This is a genomic window from Streptomyces sp. NPDC050448 (assembly GCF_040655295.1).
Taxonomy (GTDB): domain Bacteria; phylum Actinomycetota; class Actinomycetes; order Streptomycetales; family Streptomycetaceae; genus Streptomyces.
Window position 1 is genome coordinate 16194 of sequence record NZ_JBFAJR010000018.1, and the last position, 20448, is coordinate 36641.

At 71.3% G+C, this 20448-nt stretch carries 14 protein-coding genes and 1 pseudogene; 5 read left to right on the top strand and 10 right to left on the bottom strand.

The genetic code is table 11. The features are described from left to right. Positions 1–6: 6 nt before the first annotated feature. Positions 7–2034, top strand: a complete 2028-nt coding sequence (locus AB0I68_RS21635) for a phosphocholine-specific phospholipase C (RefSeq protein ID WP_363178958.1) — start codon at positions 7–9, stop codon at positions 2032–2034. Positions 2035–2076: 42 nt separating this feature from the next. Here AB0I68_RS21635 and AB0I68_RS21640 read toward each other — a convergent pair whose 3' ends face one another. Together AB0I68_RS21640 and AB0I68_RS21645 are read right to left on the bottom strand one after the other, a co-directional pair. After that, entirely contained in the window at positions 2077–2613 is a 537-nt protein-coding gene (locus AB0I68_RS21640) for a GNAT family N-acetyltransferase (RefSeq protein ID WP_363178959.1), read from the bottom strand. A 12-nt stretch (positions 2614–2625) separates the two neighbouring features. Next, positions 2626–3342, bottom strand: coding sequence for a tyrosine-protein phosphatase (locus AB0I68_RS21645; RefSeq protein WP_363178960.1), 717 nt, complete (start codon positions 3340–3342; stop codon positions 2626–2628). Between the two features lie 81 nt (positions 3343–3423). On the opposite strand from AB0I68_RS21645, the gene AB0I68_RS21650 reads away from it, so the two are divergent. Next, positions 3424–4125, top strand: coding sequence for a nitroreductase family protein (locus AB0I68_RS21650; protein WP_363178961.1), 702 nt, complete (start codon positions 3424–3426; stop codon positions 4123–4125). A 363-nt stretch (positions 4126–4488) separates the two neighbouring features. Beyond that, positions 4489–4965, top strand: a pseudogene (locus AB0I68_RS21655) (zinc-binding dehydrogenase); the annotation flags it as partial. 73 nt (positions 4966–5038) lie between these two features. Here the strand turns inward: AB0I68_RS21655 and pruA are convergent. Together pruA and AB0I68_RS21665 are read right to left on the bottom strand one after the other, a co-directional pair. Continuing rightward, entirely contained in the window at positions 5039–6670 is a 1632-nt protein-coding gene (gene pruA / locus AB0I68_RS21660) for an L-glutamate gamma-semialdehyde dehydrogenase (protein ID WP_363178962.1), read from the bottom strand. A 31-nt stretch (positions 6671–6701) separates the two neighbouring features. Continuing rightward, positions 6702–7628: a proline dehydrogenase family protein gene (locus tag AB0I68_RS21665; protein ID WP_363178963.1), complete on the bottom strand. Its 927-nt coding sequence runs from the start codon at positions 7626–7628 to the stop codon at positions 6702–6704. Positions 7629–7827: 199 nt separating this feature from the next. Between AB0I68_RS21665 and AB0I68_RS21670 the strand changes: the two genes are divergently transcribed. Further along, on the top strand, positions 7828–9333 hold the full coding sequence (locus AB0I68_RS21670) for a helix-turn-helix domain-containing protein (protein ID WP_363178964.1): 1506 nt from the start codon (positions 7828–7830) through the stop codon (positions 9331–9333). 42 nt (positions 9334–9375) lie between these two features. Here AB0I68_RS21670 and AB0I68_RS21675 read toward each other — a convergent pair whose 3' ends face one another. Further along, complete coding sequence (locus tag AB0I68_RS21675) at positions 9376–9966, bottom strand: TetR/AcrR family transcriptional regulator (RefSeq protein WP_363178965.1); 591 nt, start codon at positions 9964–9966, stop codon at positions 9376–9378. An 89-nt stretch (positions 9967–10055) separates the two neighbouring features. Between AB0I68_RS21675 and AB0I68_RS21680 the strand changes: the two genes are divergently transcribed. Continuing rightward, positions 10056–11606, top strand: a complete 1551-nt coding sequence (locus AB0I68_RS21680) for an MFS transporter (RefSeq protein WP_363178966.1) — start codon at positions 10056–10058, stop codon at positions 11604–11606. A gap of 100 nt (positions 11607–11706) precedes the next feature. Here AB0I68_RS21680 and serA read toward each other — a convergent pair whose 3' ends face one another. The 5 genes from serA to AB0I68_RS21705 all read right to left on the bottom strand — a co-directional run bounded on the left by serA (position 11707) and on the right by AB0I68_RS21705 (position 20226). Further along, positions 11707–13296 carry a phosphoglycerate dehydrogenase gene (serA, locus tag AB0I68_RS21685; protein ID WP_363178967.1) on the bottom strand — a complete coding sequence of 530 codons (1590 nt, stop codon included), beginning with the start codon at positions 13294–13296 and terminating at the stop codon, positions 11707–11709. Between the two features lie 276 nt (positions 13297–13572). Further along, on the bottom strand, positions 13573–14574 hold the full coding sequence (ilvC, locus tag AB0I68_RS21690) for a ketol-acid reductoisomerase (RefSeq protein ID WP_363178968.1): 1002 nt from the start codon (positions 14572–14574) through the stop codon (positions 13573–13575). A gap of 145 nt (positions 14575–14719) precedes the next feature. Next, complete coding sequence (gene ilvN / locus AB0I68_RS21695) at positions 14720–15244, bottom strand: acetolactate synthase small subunit (protein ID WP_363178969.1); 525 nt, start codon at positions 15242–15244, stop codon at positions 14720–14722. A 32-nt stretch (positions 15245–15276) separates the two neighbouring features. Next, complete coding sequence (locus tag AB0I68_RS21700) at positions 15277–17163, bottom strand: acetolactate synthase large subunit (RefSeq protein ID WP_363178970.1); 1887 nt, start codon at positions 17161–17163, stop codon at positions 15277–15279. A gap of 204 nt (positions 17164–17367) precedes the next feature. Continuing rightward, complete coding sequence (locus AB0I68_RS21705) at positions 17368–20226, bottom strand: EAL domain-containing protein (protein WP_363179061.1); 2859 nt, start codon at positions 20224–20226, stop codon at positions 17368–17370. Between the last annotated feature and the right edge of the window lie 222 nt (positions 20227–20448).

Sequence of the window (20448 nt, forward strand, 5' to 3'; positions counted from 1 at the left end):
TAGCCAGTGACACCGATCAGCCGCAGAGGATTTGTGGGAATCGGCGCCGGGCTGATGGCCGGAGCCGCCCTGCCGGCGATCGCGCCGACGTCGGCGGCCGCGGCCGCCGCGAGCGGCACGATCACCGACGTGAAGCACGTGGTGATCCTCATGCAGGAGAACCGCAGCTTCGACCACTACTTCGGCAAGCTGAAAGGTGTCCGCGGCTTCGGCGACCGCGCCGCCGGAAACATCCCGGGCGGCTGGGGCATGTTCAACCAGTACAACTGGGGCGGCCGCCAGTACCCGTGGAAGCTCAGCGCCACCCCGCCGGCGGGCGGCGTCGACGGCGAGACCCTCGCCCAGTGCAACGGCGACCTCCCGCACAGCTGGACCTCGCAGCACGCCGCCTGGAACAACGGCCGGATGGACAACTGGGTCACCGGCGTCGGCAATACCCGCACCCTCGGCTACCTGGACCGCGGCGACATACCGTTCCACTACGGGCTCGCCGACAACTACACGATCTGCGACGCGTACTTCTGCTCCACGCTGAGCGCGACCGGGCCGAACCGCACCTTCCTGTGGAGCGGCACGGTCGACGCGGGCAGCAAGGACGGCGGCGACGAGTCCGGGCTGACCTGGGAGACGTACGCGGAGGCCCTCCAGCGGGCCGGCATGAGCTGGAAGGTCTACCAGAACGCCCAGGACAACTACGGCGACAACGGTCTGGCCTACTTCAAGAAGTTCACGGACGCGGCGCCCGGCAACCCGCTGTGGGACCGCGGCATGGGCTCCGTCCCGAAGGTCACCGGCTCCACCCCCGACGACATCGCTGCCGCCATCCGCGCGGACGTCGTCGCCGGCACCCTGCCCCAGGTCTCCTGGGTCGTCGCGAACGAGGCCTTCTCGGAGCACCCGTACGCCCCGCCCGGCGACGGCGCGCACTTCGTGGACCTCGTCTACCGGGCGCTGGCCGCGAACCCGGAGGTCTTCGACTCCACCGTCCTCTTCCTGAACTACGACGAGAACGACGGCTTCTTCGACCACGTCCCGCCGCCGGTCGCCCCGCCCGGCACCCCGGGCGAATACATCGACGGCACCCCGATCGGCCTCGGCTTCCGCGTGCCCATGCTGGTCATGTCCCCGTGGACGCGCGGCGGCTGGGTCAGCTCGGAGGTCTTCGACCACACCTCGGTGCTCCGCTTCATGGAGACCTGGACGGCGGCCCTCGGCACCCCGGCGACCTGCCCGAACATCAGCGCCTGGCGCCGCAAGGTGACCGGCGACCTGACGGGCGTCTTCGACTTCGCCCGCCCGGTGTACGGGGTGCCGTCCGGGCTGCCCCCGACCGCGAAGGTCATCGGCCAGTCGACCTGCGGCCCGCTCCCCAACCCGGTGCCGCAGGACAACGCGCTCCCGGCGCAGGAGGCCGGGACCCGCCCGGCGCGGGCCCTTCCGTACCAGGTGAACGGCAATCTGGACCGCTTCGAGTTCGGCGCGGCCGGCCAGCTCCTGGCCTGGTTCTCGATGACCAACCAGGGGGCGCAGGCGAAGCGGGCGGCGCACTTCTCGATCCACCCGCACCAGTACCGGGACACGGCGGCCTGGCAGTACACGGTCGACCCGGGGGCGACGTCGACCGACTACTTCAGCATCGGGTTCGGCAGCGGCTCAGGAAAGTACGACATCTCGATGTACGGGCCGAACCGCTTCCTGCGCCGGTTCATCGGCGACGCGTCGAAGGCGGGCAAGGCGATCGAGGTGGCGTCCCGCTTCGCGGTGGAGCCGGGCACGGGCAAGACGGCGGTCTACTTCAAGATGACGAACACGTCGGCCGCCCCCGTCACCTTCACGATCCGCTCGAACGCCTACCGCTCGGACGGCCCGTGGACCTACACCGTCCCGGCGAACTCCTCGCGCGAGGACTACTTCAACGCCGTCGCCTACAACAAGGGCTGGTACGACTTCACGATCCTCGCGGACAACGACGGCACCTGGTCGCGCCGCTACACGGGCCACATCGAGACGGGCGCGCCCAGCATCTCGGGCTGACGGCCGGGCCGAGGGGCCGGGCTGACTGGCCTGGCCGGCGGCCTACAGGACGTCCCCGTCGCGCCAGTCGAAGTCCAGCCGCCCGGCGGGGTCGTCCAGGACCCCGCCGGGCGGGAACCACACGTAGGTGGAGCCCTCCTCGCCGGCGAGCCTCTCGGGCCCCTGCGGTCCCAGGACCCCGATCTGCCCGCCCCACACGGCCCAGCCGCGGGCCGCGTACAGCCGGGCCCCTTCTTCGGAGGCCGACAGCGCCCCGAGCGCGTAGGCCCGCCCGATGACTCCTTCCAGCCCGGCCATGACCTGCCCGCCGAGACCGCGCCGGCGCCGGTCCGCCCGTACGGCCACGCCCTCGACGTATCCGGTCCGCAGGGCCCGCCCCCGGTACAGGACCCGGCGCTGCACCACGCTCCCGTGGGCGACGAGCTCCCCGCCCTCGCGCACGAGCACGTGCATGCCGCCGAGCGCGTGCTCGAAGTCCTCGTCGGCGAAGTCCCCGTCGAAGGCCCGGTCGAGCAGCTCCCGCAGCTCGCGGAGCTCGCCGCTCCCGAGCTGGGAGGTGTGCCGCAGGAGGATGCTCATGCCCGGACGGTATCAATGCCCGCCGAGCCGCCGCCGGAGCGCATCCAGCCGGTCCGGTCCCAGCCCGGCGGCGCGCAGGTAGGCCTCCGCGTCCAGCCACTCGGCGGCCTCGCGGGCCAGCTCGTGGACGGTGGTGCCGAGGCCGGCCACGTACGCCTCGATCTCGGCGGAGTCGTACGGGCGCCCCTGCGCGGCGTGCATCGCCCGCACCCGGGGCTCGCTCAGCCCGTGGTCCGCGGCGATCTCCTCGGGGCCGGCACCGGCCAGCCCCAGCAGGACCAGCGCGATGATCCCCGTACGGTCGCGGCCCAGTCCGCAGTGGAAGGCCACTCCCCCGGGAGGGGCCTCGGCGATCGCGCGGGCGACGGCGGCCACGCGGTCCGGGAAGCGTTCCAGGAAAGGCCGGAAATACGCGGGGGTGCCGAAACCCGGAGTCCCCCACCAGACGTCCCAGAAGTCCCGGTGCTCGATCCCGTCGAGGGGGATCCGCACCGTGGTCAGCCCGGTCGGCCGGGCGCAGTGGTCCACTGCGACCTCGTCGTCGTTGCGCAGGTCGACGACGGTCCGTATGCCGTGCGCGGACAGGGTGGTCCAGCCGCGCGCGGTGAGCGCGTCGAGCCGGTCGGCGCGGACGGCGGCCCCCGGCACGACCCGCCCCAGACCCCCCAGATCCCGCACGTTGAAGCAGCCGTCCCACTCCAGGATTCGACCGGTGACCGCCAGTCCCATAGCCCCCCTGTCAGTACACAACGGACAGTGGGTCATGACGCGGCCCTGGCCCCGCACGGTTCCCCGCGTGAAGATCTGACCATGTCGCGCGAAACCCAGCAGTGGACCCCGACCCACGGCGAGCCGTATCGCCCCGTCGCCTACCGGCCCGAGCGGATGCCGAGCGGGCAATCGCTCGCGCGCTCCGCGGAGTTGCGGGCGCGCATGGACGAGCGGCGCACCGTCCGCCGGTTCTCCCCCGACCCCGTCCCGGAGCAGGTCGTCCGGGATGCCGTCGCGTGCGCCGCGACCGCGCCGTCGGGGGCCCACCAGCAGCCGTGGACCTTCGTCCTCATCAAGGACCCGGCCGTGCGCCGGCAGATCCGCGACGCCGCCGAGCAGGAGGAGCTGATCTCCTACGACGGCCGCCTCGGCGACGAATGGCTCGCCGCCCTGCGCCCCCTGGGCACGGATGCCGTGAAGACCCACCTCACCGACGCCCCGGCCCTGATCGTGGTGTTCCAGCAGCGCTACTGGCTCGGCCCGGACGGCACGAAGCGCAAGCACTACTACGTCGACGAATCGGTCGGCATCGCGGTCGGCATGCTCCTGACCGCCCTCCATCTCAGCGGCCTCGCGGCCCTGATCCACACCCCGAGCCCGATGCGCTTCCTCTCCCACGTCCTGCACCGCCCGGAGAACGAAAAGGCCTTCGCCGTCATCCCGGTCGGCTACCCGTCGGACGACTGCGAGGTCCCGGACGTCATCCGCAAATCCCTCGACCAGGTCATGACCGAGGTCTAGGGGGTGTCCGGCACGCAGGCTGACGTAGGCCCCCGCCCATCGCGATCTCTCCTGGGAACCAGGGAGCGTCGCGTGGATGCTCGGCGATGCCGTGCGGCCTGTTCGCCAGCCCACTCCGACGTAGCCGCAGCACGTCCAGCGCACTGGCATGGGCCGGATCTCCGCCTCGGCACGCCCAGGAGGCCTCCGTAGTGTTCGTCGATGTGCGGCAGGACCGCCGCGAGCACCCGGTCGGCCCTTGCGGGGTGCAGTTCGAGGAGTCGAAGGCCCGCTGTTCCGCGCTGCGCGCGTCGGGTACGGGCTGGTGCCTGGTGATCGGGCCGTCGGCGGCCCACTGCGCGAGGCCACGGGCCTGGCGCGTACGCCCTCCAGTACGCCAAGGCCGGCGGAGCGGGGCGGGTCGTCGCCGCGGTGAGCAGCGCCGGCAAGGCGGACTTCGTCCGCGGCCTGGGCGCCGACGAGGTCGTGCTGTACGAGGAGGCCGCCTGGGGCGACCCGTACGACGTGGTCCTCGACGGCGTCGGCGGCGACCTGCTCGGCCCCGCCGTACGGGCCCTCGCGCCCGGCGGGCGGCTGGTGGCCTTCGGCTCCGGCGGCGGCACGGTGGAGGCGTACGAGCTCCTGGTCCGCGGCGCGCCGGTGACCGGCTTCCAGATGGCGGTCATCGCCCGCGGCAGGCCCGAGCTGTACGGGCGCTGGCGCGCCGAGCAGTGGGATCTGTACCGCGCCGGCACCCTGCGGGCCACCGTGCACGAGGAGATCCCGCTCGCCGAGGCCGCCCGCGCGCACCGGATCACCGAGGAGCGGCGCAACCTCGGCAAGGTGGTGCTGATCCCCTGACGGGGGCAACTGGAACCGCCCCCGATCCGGACTTGGGGGTACCGGAACGGGGGCGGGGTTCAGCGGGGCAGGATCAGCCCATGTGCGGGTACGGGTAGTCCGTCGGCGCGACCAGGGTCTCCTTGATGGAGCGCGTCGAGGTCCAGCGCTGCAGGTTGCTCGCCGCGCCCGCCTTGTCGTTCGTACCCGAGGCACGGCCGCCGCCGAAGGGCTGCTGGCCGACGACGGCGCCGGTCGACTTGTCGTTGATGTAGAAGTTGCCCGCGGCGAAGCGGAGCTTCTCCATCGCGTCCGCGGCCGCGTAGCGGTCGGCGGCGATGATCGAGCCGGTCAGCGCGTACGCCGAGACGGACTCCATCTGCGCCAGCATCTCGTCGAACTTCTCGTCCTCGTAGACGTGCACGGCGAGGATCGGGCCGAAGTACTCGGTCGTGAAGACCTCGTTCTCCGGGTCGGTGCACGCGATGACGGTCGGGCGGACGAAGTAGCCCTCCGAGTCGTCGTACGTGCCGCCCGCGACGATCGTGCAGGTCGGGTCGGCCTTGGCGCGGTCGATCGCGGCCTTGTTCTTGGCGAACGAGCGCTCGTCGATGACGGCACCGATGAAGTTCGTCAGGTCGCGGACGTCGCCCATGGCGATGCCGTCGACCTCGGCCGCGAAGGCCTCCTTGAAGCCGTCGTTCCAGATCGAGGCCGGGACGTAGGCGCGCGAGGACGCCGAGCACTTCTGGCCCTGGAACTCGAAGGAGCCGCGGGTCAGGGCGGTCTTCAGGACGGCGCGGTCCGCCGACGGGTGCGCGACGACGAAGTCCTTGCCGCCGGTCTCGCCTACCAGGCGCGGGTAGGACTTGTACTTCTCGATGTTGTTGCCGACCGTCTTCCACAGGTACTGGAAGGTCTTGGTCGAGCCGGTGAAGTGGATGCCGGCCAGCTCGGGGTGGTTCAGGGCCACCTCGGACACGGCGATGCCGTCGCCCGTCACCAGGTTGATGACGCCCTTCGGCAGGCCGGCCTCCTCCAGGAGCTCCATCAGGAGGACCGCGGAGTGGGTCTGCGTCGGGGACGGCTTCCAGACGACCACGTTGCCCATCAGGGCGGGGGCGGTCGGCAGGTTGCCGGCGATGGCCGTGAAGTTGAACGGCGTGATCGCGTAGACGAAGCCCTCGAGCGGGCGGTGGTCGCTGCGGTTCCACACGCCGGCGGAGTTCGCGACCGGCTGCTCGGCCAGGATCTGGCGGGCGAAGTGGACGTTGAAGCGCCAGAAGTCGACGAGCTCGCACGGGGTGTCGATCTCGGCCTGCTGGGCGGTCTTCGACTGGCCCAGCATGGTGGAGGCGGCCAGCTTCTCGCGCCACGGGCCGGACAGCAGCTCGGCGGCGCGCAGGATGATCGCGGCGCGGTCGTCGAAGGACATCGCGCGCCAGGCCGGGGCGGCGGCCAGGGCGGCGTCGACGGCCTCCTGGGCGTCGGCCTGCGTGGCGTTGGCGAAGGTGCCGAGCACGGATTTGTGGTCGTGCGGCTGGACCACGTCGAAGCGCTCGCCCCCGCCCATGCGCTTGACGCCGTTGATCGTCATCGGCAGGTCGATCGGGTTCTCGGACAGCTGCTTGAGCTGTGCTTCGAGACGCGCACGCTCCGGGCTGCCGGGGGCGTACGAGTGGACCGGCTCGTTGACCGGCGCGGGGACCTGGGTCACAGCATCCATGGGGCTGGTAACTCCTTGACCTAGTTCTTGGCTAGTTCTTGGTGATCATCGAGCGGAGGAAGAACAGGAGGTTGGCCGGCTTCTCGGCGAGGCGCCGCATGAAGTAGCCGTACCAGTCCGTCCCGTACGCGGTGTAGACGCGCATGCGGTGACCCTCGGCGGCGAGCCGCAGGTGCTCCTCGCTGCGGATGCCGTAGAGCATCTGGAACTCGTACTCGTCCAGCTTGCGCCCCGCCTTGCGGGCGAGCTCCTGGGCGATGGCGATCAGGCGCGGGTCGTGGGACCCGATCATCGGATAGCCCTCGCCCTCCATCAGCGTCTTCAGGATGCGGACGTACGCCTTGTCGATCTCGCCCTTGTCCTGGTACGCGACCTCGGCGGGCTCCTTGTACGCGCCCTTCACGATCCGGACGCGGCTGCCGGCGGCGGCCAGGCGTCGGGCGTCGGCCTCGGTGCGGAAGAGGTACGCCTGGATCACGCAGCCGGTCTGCGGGAAGTCCCGGCGCAGCTCCTCGTGGATGGCGAACATCGAGTCGAGGGTGGTGTGGTCCTCGGCGTCCAGTGTGACGGTGGTGCCGATGGCCGCGGCGGCCTCGACGACCGGGCGGACGTTGGCGAGCGCGAGCTCGTGGCCGCCCTCCAGCGCCTGGCCGAACATCGACAGCTTGACGGACATCTCGACCGTCTCGCCCAGCTGCAGGGCCGCCAGGTGCTCGATGAGCTCGAGGTAGGCGTCACGCGCGGCGTGGGACTGCTCCACGGTGGTGATGTCCTCGCCCACCACGTCGAGCGTGATCTCGAGGCCCTGCTGCGTGAGGTTCTTGACGATCGGGATGACCTGGTCGACCGTCTCGCCGGGGATGAACCGGTTCACCACGGGCTTGGTCACCGGGGCGGCAGAGACGATTCGGCGCATCTTGTCGCTGCGCGAAGCGGCGAGGATCGCGGGACCCAGCACGGGGCACCTCCAACAGGTGGCAGAAGCAGCTATACGGTCCGCGCGGGGGTGAGCGGGGGCCGTAAGGAAAACGCAAGTAAAACCACCGTGAAACCTAAGGATCGCTTTGATCCTCTGCCATCGACAGCTGTCACGCATCCGTGTCCCCGATCTCATACATCTGTCTGAAGACCGGGTGTCCGGGTGGGAGAATGTCCGGGTGAAGGGCGATTACCAGGACCTGGTGGATGAGATCTCGGCGCTTCTCGGCGCCCCGGCGACGCTGGAGAACCGGGACTTCCGCCTCATCGCCTTCGGCGCGCACGACAGCGACGACGACCTCACGATGGACCCGGTCCGCACCCGCTCGATCCTGACCCGGCAGTCGACGGCGGCCGTGCGCGCCTGGTTCGAGGGCTTCGGCATCGCGCGGGCCACGGGGCCGGTACGGATCCCGGCGGCGCCGGACGCGGGGGTCCTCCGGGGGCGGATCTGCCTGCCGGTGCGGTACCGGGGGATCGTGCAGGGCTACGTATGGCTCCTCGACCAGGAGCCGGGCCCCGGGCCGGAGGTCCTGGCGGCGGCCATGGAGGTGGCCGAGCGGATCGGGATCCTGCTCGCCGAGGAGGCGAAGGCGGGGGCCGGCCTGGCCCGGGAGTTCCGGGCGGTGCTCACCGCCGGACGGGGCTGGCAGCAGGACATGGCGGTGGCCGCGCTCCGGGTGGCGCTGGGTCCGGGGGCGGACGGGCTGCACGCGGTGGTGTGCGTGACGCCGTGGGCCGATGAGGCCCCGGCGTCGGTCCCGGGCGCGGCGGCGGTGTGCACCGTCCCCTGGCCGGGGCGCGACGACGGCAGCGGGGAGGACGGGGTCGGATCGGGCCCCGCGGCCGAAGGCGGCTTCGGGGCCGGGTTCGGCTCCGGGTTCGGCTCCGGGTTCGGCTCCGGCTCCGGCTCCGGGACCGGAGCGAAGGCCGGGTCCAAGGCCGGGTCCAGGAGCGGACCGGCCGCCGGCGCCGGAGACCGGGCGGACCGAAAGGCCGGCCAGGCCCTCGCCGTGCTGGTCAGGCTCCGCTCGGCGGAGGTGCTCGTCCCCGCCGTGGGCGTCGCGACCCGGCTGCTGCCCCACGGCGCCGCGCCGGCCAAGGGCGAGCCCCGAGCCCAGCCGGGCCGTCCGGCGGCGGACGGCCGGGGGACGGGGAACGGCCTCGCGGCCGCCGGGACTGCCGGTGCCGCCGGGACTACTGGGGCCGCCGGGACTGCCGGGGGTTCGAGTGCCGCCGCGGCCCCGGCCCCCCGGCCGCACACGGGGCCCACCGCCGGGATCGCCGAGCCCCGCCGGGGTCTGACGGCCCTGGCCGACGCCTGGGCGCAGGCCTCGGCGGCGGCGCAGGCGGCCGCGGCCCAGCCCCGGTTCGGCCCGGTGGCCCAGTGGTCGGCGATCGGCCCGTACCGGATGCTGGCGGCCCTCGCGGCCGCCGACCGGGCGGGCGACCCGGCGACCCGGGTCCTGCTCGGCCCCGCGCACCGGGAACTCGCCCGGACCGCCGAGCTGTTCCTGGACTGCGCGGGCCAGGCGGGCCGCGCGGCGGCCGCCCTCGGCATCCACCGCCAGACCCTGTACTACCGGCTCGCCCGGGTGGAGCAGCTGACCGGCCTGGACCTGGCCGAGGGCGAGGACCGCCTGCTGCTCCACATGGCCCTCAAGGCGGCCCGCCTGCACGGCTGAACGAGAGCGCGCCTGCGCCCTCGTACGCACGGCGCCCGCGGCTCAGGCGGAGTCGCCGCCCTTGCCCTTCATCAGCATCTCCGCGGCGCGCCGCATGCCCTCCGTCAACTCCTCGGCGGTGAGCGCGCCTTCCGGGTTGAACAGCCACTGCGCCATCACACCGGTCAGCAGGGCCTCGTACAGCCCGCCGAGCGTCCGCTCGTCCCGCTCGTCGAGGTCCTCCTCGGGAAGGCCGGCGAGCAACGCGACGAGCCCCCTGCGGCCCTCCCCCTGCGAGGCCGTCAGCATCGCCCGCAGCTCCGGCAGCCGGTCACGGCTGAGCGCGACCTCCATGCTGGCCGCCCAGATCGGGGACGACTCCTCCTGATGGCCGATCACGCCTTCCCATACGGAGCGGAAGCGTTCCAGCGAGCCGCCCTCGCCGGTGACCTCCGGCGAGAAGGAGTCGCCCCACTCCTGTGCGAGTTCGGTGTAAGCCTGCGTCAGCAGGGCGTCCTTCGAACCGTAGTGGTAGCCGATCGACGCCAGGTTCGCGCCGGAGGCGTTGACGATGTCGCGCGCGGTCGTCCGCACGAAACCCTTCTCGACCAGGCACTTCTTGGCACCTTCGAGCAGATCTTCACGGTGTCCCATGCCCTCACCGTATCAAGACAGCCGTCACAGACAGCAGTCCTATACACCCGTACTAGACAAGTGTTTATGACGCTTGTACATTGCTGCTCATGACGAACTCCGCAGCGCGCCTCGCCGGCCGCCGGGAATGGACCGCCTTCACCGTCCTCCTCCTGCCCCTGCTCCTGGTCTCCATGGACGTCTCCGTCCTCTACTTCGCCATCCCGGCCATCACCCAGGAGCTCGACCCGAGCGCCACCCAGCAGCTCTGGATCTTCGACAGCTACGCCTTCGCCCTCGCGGGGCTGCTCATCACCATGGGTTCGCTCGGTGACCGGATCGGCCGCCGCAAGCTGCTGCTGACCGGCGCGGCCGCCTTCGGGCTCGCCTCCGTCGGCGCCGCCTACGCCACCAGCGCCGAGATGCTGATCGCGGCCCGCGTGCTGCTCGGCATCGGCGGCGCGACCCTGATGCCCTCCACGCTGGCGCTCGTACGCAACCTCTTCCAGGACGCCAAGCAGCGCGGCCAGGCCATCGCCATCTGGTCCGGGGCCATGACCGGCGGCATCGCCCTGGGCTCGGTGCTGAGCGGCGTGATGCTGAACCACTTCTGGTGGGGCTCCGTCTTCCTGATCAACGTGCCCGCGATGCTGCTCCTGCTGATCCTCGTCCCGGTGCTGGTCCCGGAGTTCAAGGACCCGGCCCCCGGCCGCTTCGACCTGCTGAGCGTCCCGCTGTCGACGGCCGCCGTGCTCCCGGTCGTGTACGGCCTCAAGGAGATCGCCGCCGAGGGCCTCGAGCCGCTCTACGCGCTCTCCGTGGCGGCGGGCCTGGCCTTCGGGTTCGTCTTCGTCCGCCGCCAGCGCACCCGTGACGACGCCATGGTCGGCCGGGCCCTCTTCCGGGGCCGCGGATTCGGGGCGGGGATCGCCCTCAACACCATCGCCGCCTTCGCCATGATGGGCTCGGCCTACTTCACCACCCAGTACCTGCAGTCGGTGCTCGGCATGGGCACGCTGGAGGCCGCCCTGTGGAGCCTCGCCCCCTCGCTCGTCATCGGCGCCGCCGCCCCGGTCAGCGCGGCCCTGGCCCAGAAGACCGACCGGGCGTACGTCATCGCCGGCGGCTTCGTCCTCGCCGCCGTCGGATTCACCCTGATCGGCCTGGTCGGCAACGACTCCCTGTGGCTGCTGCTGACCGGCGCCGGCGTGCTGGCCTGCGGCCTCGTCACCGTGATGTCCCTGGTCTCCGACATGGCCCTCGCCTCGGCCCCCGCCGAGAAGGCCGGTTCCGCCGCCTCCCTGCTGGAGACCGGATCGGAGTTCGGCGGGGCGCTCGGCATGGCCGTCCTGGGCAGCCTCGGCACCGCCGTCTACCGCTCCGATCTGCCGGGTGCGGAGCCTGCCGTACGGGAGACCCTGGGCGGCGCCGTCGCCACCGCCGAGCGGCTCGGCGGTCCGGCGGGCGAGCAGGTGCTGGCCCTGGCCCGCGCCGCCTTCGTCCACGGCATGCAGTACGCCGCCTGGGGCGGCGCGGCCCTGCTGCTCGCGGCCGGCGTCCTCGCGGTGGCCCTGATGCGGGGGCTCGGCGCCCCGGCCCCCGCCCCGGCCGTGGAGCCCGCCGAGGGGACTCCCGGGCAGGGCGCGGTCCTGGCGGGCTGAGCCCCGTACGGTCGGCGGAGCAGCGGAACACGAGGAAGGGCCCGGGGAGATCCCCGGGCCCTTCCTGTGCTGCTGCGCGGCTGACGCCCCGCTACGGGATTCAGCCGAGGCTGACCGTGCGCGCCGAGACCGCGCCGATCTCGGTGGCGATCTCCGCGAGGACGTTCGCCGGGACCTCGGCGTCGACCGTGAGGACGCCGAGCGCCTCGCCGCCCTCCTCGGCGCGGGCGACCTGCATGCCCGCGATGTTCAGGCCGGCCTCGCCGAGGATGCGGCCGACGGTGCCGACCACGCCCGGGCGGTCGGTGTAGCGCAGTACGACCATCTGGTCGGCAAGCGCCAGGTCCACGTCGTACTCGCCGATGCCGACGATCTTCTGAAGGTGCTTCGGGCCCGCCAGCGTGCCCGAGACCGAGACCTCCTGACCGTCCGACAGGGTGCCGCGCACGGTCACCACGTTGCGGTGGTCCGGGGACTCCGAGCTGGTGGTCAGGCGCACCTCGACACCGCGCTCCTGCGCGAACAGCGGGGCGTTGACGTAGGAGACCGTCTCGTCGACGACGTCCTCGAAAACACCCTTGAGGGCGGAGAGTTCCAGCACCTTGACGTCGTGCTGGGTGATCTCGCCGCAGACCTCTACGTCGAGGCGGACCGCGACCTCGCCCGCGAGGGCGGTGAAGATGCGGCCGAGCTTCTCGGCGAGCGGCAGGCCCGGACGGACGTCCTCGGCGATGACGCCGCCCTGGACGTTGACCGCGTCCGGTACGAGCTCGCCGGCGAGCGCGAGGCGCACCGACTTGGCGACCGCGATACCGGCCTTCTCCTGGGCCTCGTCCGTGGACGCGCCGAGGTGCGGGGTGCAGACGACCTGGTCGAGCTCGAAGAGCGGGGAGTCCGTGCAGGGCTCCTTCGCGTACACGTCGAGGCCGGCACCGGCGACGCGGCCCTCCTTGATGGCCGTGTACAGCGCGGCCTCGTCCACGATCCCGCCGCGCGCGGCGTTGACGATGCGGACGGACGGCTTCACCTTGTGCAGGGCCTCGTCCCCGATGAGACCGAGGGTCTCGGGGGTCTTGGGCAGGTGCACGGTGATGAAGTCGGCGACCTCGAGGAGCTCGTCCAGCGTCAGCATCTTGACGCCCATCTGGGCGGCGCGCGCGGGCTGTACGTAGGGGTCGTACGCGACGATCTTCATACCGAAGGCCGACATGCGCTGGGCGACCAGGACGCCGATGCGGCCGAGGCCGACGACGCCGAGGGTCTTCTCGCTGAGCTCGACGCCCGTGTACTTGTTCCGCTTCCACTCGCCGTTCTTCAGGGCGGTGTTGGCCTGCGGGATGTTGCGGGCCGTGGCGACGAGCAGGCCGCAGGCGAGCTCGGCGGCGGTCACGATGTTGGAGGTCGGGGCGTTCACGACCATCACGCCGGCCTTGGTGGCCGAGGAGACGTCGACGTTGTCGAGCCCGACACCGGCGCGCGCGACGACCCTCAGCTTCCGGGCGGCGGCGATGGCCTCCGCGTCGACCTTGGTCGCGGAGCGCACCAGGATGGCGTCGACGTCCACGATCGCGGGGAGCAGCTCCGCTCGGTCGGCTCCGTTGACGTGCCGGATCTCGAAGTCCGGGCCGAGCGCGTCCACCGTGGCGGGCGACAGCTCTTCGGCGATGAGTACGACAGGTTTCGAGCTCACGTGGGTCCTCACAAGTCCAGTGCGGACGGCCGTCCCGACGGCCGCAGGCGGTGGAGGGGGTAGCCGCGTGGAAGACGCACGACACTGTGGGCCTGACGCGTTGTGTTGAGCAGTGTAGTGGCGGATCCTGGCCAGAATTCCGCCTGTACGGAAGGATCACCCGTCCGAGGTTGGCCGGGGTGGACAAGCCGCGCTACGGAAGGCCTGCATTCCGCCGAACCGGTGGTGTGCCGTGGGGCCGGGGCGGCGCGCCGTCCCGGCCCCACGGCCACGAGATCAGCTCTCGTCGCTGTCGACCCAGCTCATCAGCTTGCGCAGCTTCTTGCCGGTGGTCTCGAGCAGGTGTGCCTCGTCGGCCTTCTTGTACTCGTTGTACTTCGGCAGACCGGCCTTGTACTCGGCCATCCAGGTGTTGGCGAACTCGCCGCTCTGGATCTCGGCGAGGACCTGCTTCATCTCGGCCTTGGTGGCGTCGGTGATGATGCGGGGGCCGGTAATGTAGTCGCCCCACTCGGCGGTCTCGGAGACCGACCAGCGCATCTTCTCCAGGCCGCCCTCATACATGAGGTCCACGATGAGCTTCAGCTCGTGCAGGCACTCGAAGTACGCGATCTCCGGCTGGTAGCCGGCCTCGGTCAGGGTCTCGAAACCGGCCTTGACCAGGGCGGAGGCGCCACCGCAGAGGACGGCCTGCTCACCGAACAGGTCGGTCTCGGTCTCCTCGGTGAAGGTGGTCTTGATGACGCCGGCGCGGGTGCCGCCGATGCCGGCCGCGTACGAGAGCGCGAGGGCGAAGGCGGAGCCGGTGAAGTCCTGCTCGACGGCGGCGATGCAGGGCACGCCGCGGCCTTCCTCGTACTGGCGGCGCACCAGGTGGCCCGGGCCCTTCGGGGCGACCAGGGCGACGTCCACGTTGGCCGGGGGCTTGATGAAGCCGTAGCGGACGTTGAAGCCGTGGCCGAAGAAGAGCGCGTCGCCCTCCTCGAGGTGCTCCTTGATGGACTCCTCGTAGATCTCGGCCTGCAGCGGGTCCGGGGTCAGGATCATGATGACGTTGGCCCACGCGGCGGCCTCCGAAACGGAGACGACCTTCAGACCCTGCTCCTCGGCCTTGGCCTTGGACTTCGAGCCCTCCTTCAGGCCGACGACGACGTCGACGCCGGAGTCACGCAGCGACAGCGCGTGGGCGTGGCCCTGGCTGCCGTAGCCGATGACCGCGACCTTGCGGCCCTGGATGATGGACAGGTCGGCGTCGTTCTCGTAGAACAGCTCGGCCACTGGGATATCTCCTTGGTGCGCTGGTGTTGCTCCCACCGTACGGCGGGGAACGTAGAGGAAGTTTCTTGGTCTCGCTATGCGAGAGGCAACGCGGCGCCAGGGTGTTGCGGTGCTCGGACGCCGCGGTGCTCAGTCGCTGCCGTGCTCAGGCGCTGCGGTCGAGCGCGCGCAGGCTGCGGTCCGTGATGGACCGGCCGCCGCGCCCTATGGCGATCGTGCCGGACTGCACGAGCTCCTTGATGCCGAACGGCTCCAGCATCTTGAGCATCGCGCCGAGCTTGTCGGCACCGCCGGTGGCCTCGATGGTGACGGCCTCCGGGGAGACGTCGACCGTCTTGGCGCGGAACAGCTGGACGATCTCGACGATCTGGGAGCGGGTCTCGTTGTCGGCGCGGACCTTCACCAGAACGAGTTCGCGTTCGATGGCGTTCTGCGGCTCCAGCTCGACGATCTTGAGCACGTTGACCAGCTTGTTCAGCTGCTTGGTCACCTGCTCCAGCGGGAGGTCCTCGACGTTCACGACGATGGTGATGCGCGAGATGTCGGGGTGCTCGGTGACGCCGACCGCGAGGGAGTCGATGTTGAACCCGCGGCGGGAGAACAGCGCGGCGATCCGGGCGAGGATGCCGGGCGTGTTCTCGACCAGGACGGAGAGCGTGTGCTTGGACATGTGAGTCGTTCTCTCTCTCAGGCTCTCTCGGCTCAGTCGTCTTCGTTGTCGCCGAAGTCGGGGCGGACGCCCCGGGCTGCCATGACCTCGTCGTTGGAGGTGCCGGCGGCGACCATCGGCCACACCATGGCGTCCTCGTGGACGATGAAGTCGACCACGACGGTACGGTCGTTGATCGCGTTGGCCTCGGCGATGACCCTGTCCAGGTCGGCCGGGTCCTCGCAGCGCAGCGCCACGCAGCCCATGGCCTCGGACAGCTTCACGAAGTCCGGGACGCGGGTGCCCTTGCGGGGGGCGGTGGACTCGCCGAGCTGGGAGCCGACGGCGTCGTGGCCGGTCTCGTCCGCGTGCAGCACGGTGCTGGAGTACCGCTGGTTGTAGAACAGGGTCTGCCACTGGCGGACCATGCCCAGCGCACCGTTGTTGATGATCGCGACCTTGATCGGGATGTTGTTCAGCGCGCAGGTGACCAGTTCCTGATTGGTCATCTGGAAGCAGCCGTCACCGTCGATCGCCCAGACCGTGCGCTGCGGCATGCCGACCTTGGCGCCCATCGCGGCCGGGACCGCGTAGCCCATGGTTCCGGCGCCGCCGGAGTTCAGCCAGGTGCGGGGCTCCTCGTAGTTGACGAAGTGCGAGGCCCACATCTGGTGCTGGCCGACGCCGGCCGCGTAGATGGTGTGCTCGGGCGCGAGCTCGCCGATGCGCTGGATGACCTGCTGCGGCGAGAGCATGCCGTCCGCCGGGGTCTCGTAACCCAGCGGGTAGGTCTCGCGCCAGCGGCTGAGGTCCTTCCACCAGGCGGAGTAGTCCCCGGCGTTGCCCTCGGTGTGCTCGGCCTGGACCGCCTGGATCAGGTCGGCGATGACCTCGCGGGCGTCACCGACGATCGGGACGTCGACCTCGCGGTTCTTGCCGATCTCGGCCGGGTCGATGTCCGCGTGGATGACCTTTGCGAACGGGGCGAAGCTGTCCAGCTTGCCGGTGACGCGGTCGTCGAAGCGGGTGCCGAGCGCGATCAGCAGGTCCGACTTCTGCAGGGCGGTGACGGCGGTGACCGCACCGTGCATGCCCGGCATGCCCACGTGCAGCGGGTGGCTGTCGGGGAAGGAGCCCAGCGCCATCAGCGTGGTCGTGACCGGGACGCCGGTCAGCTCGGCCAGAACCTTCAGCTCGGCGGTCGCGCCGGACTTCATGACGCCGCCGCCGACGTACAGGACCGGGCGCTTGGCCTGGCAGATGAGCTTGGCGGCCTCGCGGATCTGCTTGGCGTGCGGCTTGGTGACCGGCCGGTAGCCCGGGAGGTCCTGCGAGGGCGGCCACGAGAAGGTGGTCTTCGCCTGCAGCGCGTCCTTGGCGATGTCGACCAGGACCGGGCCGGGACGGCCGGTGGAGGCGATGTGGAAGGCCTCGGCGATCGTCTTCGGGATGTCCTCGGCCTTGGTGACCAGGAAGTTGTGCTTGGTGATCGGCATCGTGATGCCGACGATGTCCGCCTCCTGGAAGGCGTCGGTGCCGATCGCCTTGGAGGACACCTGACCGGTGATCGCGACGAGCGGCACGGAGTCCATGTGCGCGTCGGCGATCGGGGTGACCAGGTTGGTGGCGCCCGGGCCGGAGGTGGCCATGCAGACGCCCACCTTGCCGGTGGCCTGCGCATAGCCGGTCGCAGCGTGGCCGGCGCCCTGCTCGTGGCGGACCAGGATGTGGCGGACCTTGGTGCTGTCCATCATCGGGTCGTACGCCGGGAGGATGGCCCCGCCCGGGATGCCGAAGATGGTGTCGCACCCCACCTCTTCGAGAGAGCGGATGAGGGACTGCGCACCCGTGACGTGCTCAACTGCGGCGGGCTGGTGTCCGCCGGAACGGGGCCGCGGCTGCGGATGGTGGGCCCCGGTGGCCTGCTCGGTCATCGGCATTCTCTTCTCGAGGCTGAGGGTTTTACGAGGATTCGAAGGTGTGCCAGTGCAACAAAAAACCCCTCGTGCCAGGAGGCAAGCGAGGGGAGCGCGTCGGGTGCACGGAGCGGGGACATGCTGGTCCCGGCTTCAGCCGACGCGCTTTCCAAGTACGAGAATTCGGGTGCGCATGGCACTGACCCTCCCTCCGGCGGGAGGGGGATGTCAAGTGGGTGGGACGGGCGTCTCATTATGTGAGCCTCTGCGGATGGCCATCGAGCCACCGGGCGAGCCACCGGCCAAGGCGGGCTGGGCCGCCGCGCCCGGTACTGGGAACGTACCGCGCACCAGCGCCCGGCGCAGCCTGTACTCGTCGAGCGGGCCGGAAAAAGCCACTCCCTGGCCGTGTGTGCACCCCATTGCGCGTAGTGCCATGACCTGCTCGGGGAGGTCGACCCCGTCGGCCACCGACTGCATGCCCAAATCATTTGCAATGCGCAACAAACCAGCGGTGATCTTGTGGAGTCGGGCGGACTCGACCACGCCCTCCACCAGTCCTCTGTCCAGCTTCAGGATGTCCACGGGGAGCCGGCGCAGGGCGCTGATGGCCGCATAGCCGCTGCCGAAGCCGTCCAGGGCGATCAGGACCCCGAGCCGGCGCAGCGCCGCCAGGCGCCGCTCCAGCTCGTCGAAGGGGACTCGGGGATCGGAAACGGTAAGTTCGATCACCAGGGCCCCGGACGACAGTCCGTGGCGGGTCAGCAGGGTCTCCACAGAGCCGAGCGGCTTGGCTCCCCCGGCTGCCGCCGGGGGTACCCCCCGGTCCAGCAGCCGCTGCGCGCTCATCCGGACGGCCACCGGTACGTGGTGCCCGATCCGGTGCCGCTCGGCGGCCTGCCCCACGGCCTCCTCCAGTAGCCAGTGCCCCAGCTCGGCGGCCCGGGTGGGCGTACCCGCGGCGGGGCCGCCACGACGGTCCGGCCCCGCCGCGCCCTCGCTGTACTCGGCCACCCGGAGGAATTCCGCCGGGGTGAACAAGATCCCCTGGGCGGAGCGCCAGCGGGCCTGCGCCGCCACGGCCGTGACCTCGCCGGTCGCCAGCGAGACCACGGGCTGGTGCAGCAGGGCGAACTCTCCGTCGTGCAGCGCGGTGCGCAGCCGCCCGGCGAGCTCCGCCTTCCGCACCACCTCGGCCTGCATCTGGGGCGCGTACAGCTCGACCCGGTCCTTGCCGCCCGCCTTGGCGCGGTACATCGCGAGATCCGCGTTGCGCATCAGGTCCGAAGGGGTGATGCCGGAGTCGGCGAAGGCCACTCCGATGCTGGCGGCGACCCGGACCTCGCTGCCGGCGATCCGGTAGGGCTGGGACAGGGTGGTGCGCAGCCGTTCCGCGATCTCGTGCACCTGGTACTCGCGGGCGCTGCGGTCACGGCTGCCGTCGCCCAGGATCAGTGCCGCGAACTCGTCGCCGCCGAGGCGGGCCGCGGTGTCGCCGGCGCGCACCGAGTCCTGGAGCCGGTGCGCGGCCTCGATCAGCAGCTCGTCTCCGGCCTGGTGGCCGATGGTGTCGTTGACCGCCTTGAATCCGTCGAGGTCGATGAAGAGCACGGCGGTGCTGTGGTCCCCCGTGCGCCGGCCGGTCAGGGCCTGGCGGACCCGGCGGGTGAACAGCGCCCGGTTGGGCAGGTCGGTCAGCGAATCGTGCTCGGCGCTGTGCTGGAGTTGCGCCTGGAGGCGGACCCGCTCGGTGACGTCCCGGCTGTTGAGGATGAGACCGCCCTGGTGGCGGTTGACGGTGGACTCCACGTTGAGCCATTCGCCGCTGCCCGACTTGAAGCGGCATTCGATGCGGGTGGTCGGCTCCTCGGCGGGCGGCGCGGCGAGGAATCGGCGTACCTCGTGGACGACCCGGCCCAGGTCGTGCGGGTGGATCAGGGTGGCGAGCTCGGTGCCGACCAGCTCCTCGGCCTCGCGCCCGTAGACCCCGGCCGCCGCCGGGCTGACGTACCGCAGGGTCCCGGCGGGTGCGGCGATCATGATGACGTCGCTGGAGCCCTGGACCAGGGAGCGGAAGTGGTTCTCCTTCTGGGCCAGTTCCTGCGTCAGCGCGATGTTGTCGATGAGCATGATGCCCTGCCGGATGACGAGGGCGAGCACGACCGTGCAGCCGGTGAAGACGACCACCCGGTCGACCTTCCGGCCGTCCACCACGTTGTACAGGATGCCCAGGGTGCAGACGGCTGCCGCGAGGTACGGCGTGAGGGCGGGCAGCGAACCGGTGATGGGGCGGCTGACCGGCCGGTCGGCGCGCGGAAGCCCCGGCGCCCCCGGGTCCGGGTCGAGGCGGCGGGCCCCCCAGGGTGCGTACGCGAGCAGCAGCGAGCCGGCGAACCAGCCGGCGTCGAGCAGCTGCCCGGACTGGTATTCGGCGCTCAGCAGCGGCGAGGTGAACAGGGCGTCGCTGAGCACGGTCAGGGCCAGGGCCGCGATGGCGGTGTTGACGGCCGAGCGGTTGACCTCGGAGCGCCGGAAGTGCAGGACCAGCACCATGGAGACGAGCGCGATGTCCAGCAGCGGGTAGGCGAGGGAGAGCGCGGCGCGCGGGACGCTGCCGGGGGCCCCGGACTGGGCGGTCCGCGCCGCGTGCGCGAGGGCCAGGCTCCAGGACAGGGTGAGCAGGGAGCCGCCGATGAGCCAGGAGTCGAGCCCGAGGCAGACCCAGCCGGCGCGGGTGACCGGGCGCTTGGCGAGGACGAGGAGGCCCACGATGGCGGGCGGCGCGAAGCAGAGGAACGCGAAGTCGGCGACCGAGGGCTTCGGCACGGCCTCGCCGAGGATCACCTCGTACCAGCCCCAGACGGCGTTGCCGCAGGCTCCCATGAGGGAGGAGAACGCGAAGAGCAGCCAGGCCGGGCGCTCGCGGCTGTCGATCACCCGTGCGTAGGTGTAGCAGGAGACGGCGGCGAGTAGCGCGGCACCGCTGAGACCGAAGTCCCCCATGATCTCGGCGAGTTCCCCGGAGCCCCAGCCGAGGGCGGCACCGACGGCGTACCCGCCGCTGGTCACGGCGAGGAGCAGCTGCATCGCCAGGCTCCTGCCCCCGCCCGAGGCGGGCTGCCTGGTCAGCAGCGCCGCCCCCGGGGCACTCACCGGTCCCCCTCGCCGGCTGGTTCCGGCGCGGCCCAGTCCCCGCAGCGTCGCCTCCGGCGGCTGTGCCGCATCGGATCCTTCGTCCATTGGCCGTGCATCGCCCGTCGCCCCCAAAGTGTCCGATCACTCCCCAGCGCCAGACGAACGCGCTGCATC

Excerpts from the sequence above, each read along its gene's own strand:
- AB0I68_RS21640 (WP_363178959.1), bottom strand. The coding sequence starts at position 2,613 with ATGAGCATCCTCCTGCGGCACACCTCCCAGCTCGGGAGCGGCGAGCTC.
- AB0I68_RS21645 (WP_363178960.1), bottom strand. The coding sequence starts at position 3,342 with ATGGGACTGGCGGTCACCGGTCGAATCCTGGAGTGGGACGGCTGCTTC.
- AB0I68_RS21650 (WP_363178961.1), top strand. The coding sequence starts at position 3,424 with ATGTCGCGCGAAACCCAGCAGTGGACCCCGACCCACGGCGAGCCGTAT.
- pruA (WP_363178962.1), bottom strand. The coding sequence starts at position 6,670 with ATGGATGCTGTGACCCAGGTCCCCGCGCCGGTCAACGAGCCGGTCCAC.
- AB0I68_RS21675 (WP_363178965.1), bottom strand. The coding sequence starts at position 9,966 with ATGGGACACCGTGAAGATCTGCTCGAAGGTGCCAAGAAGTGCCTGGTC.
- AB0I68_RS21680 (WP_363178966.1), top strand. The coding sequence starts at position 10,056 with ATGACGAACTCCGCAGCGCGCCTCGCCGGCCGCCGGGAATGGACCGCC.
- ilvN (WP_363178969.1), bottom strand. The coding sequence starts at position 15,244 with ATGTCCAAGCACACGCTCTCCGTCCTGGTCGAGAACACGCCCGGCATC.
- AB0I68_RS21700 (WP_363178970.1), bottom strand. The coding sequence starts at position 17,163 with ATGCCGATGACCGAGCAGGCCACCGGGGCCCACCATCCGCAGCCGCGG.
- AB0I68_RS21705 (WP_363179061.1), bottom strand. The coding sequence starts at position 20,226 with ATGCAGCTGCTCCTCGCCGTGACCAGCGGCGGGTACGCCGTCGGTGCC.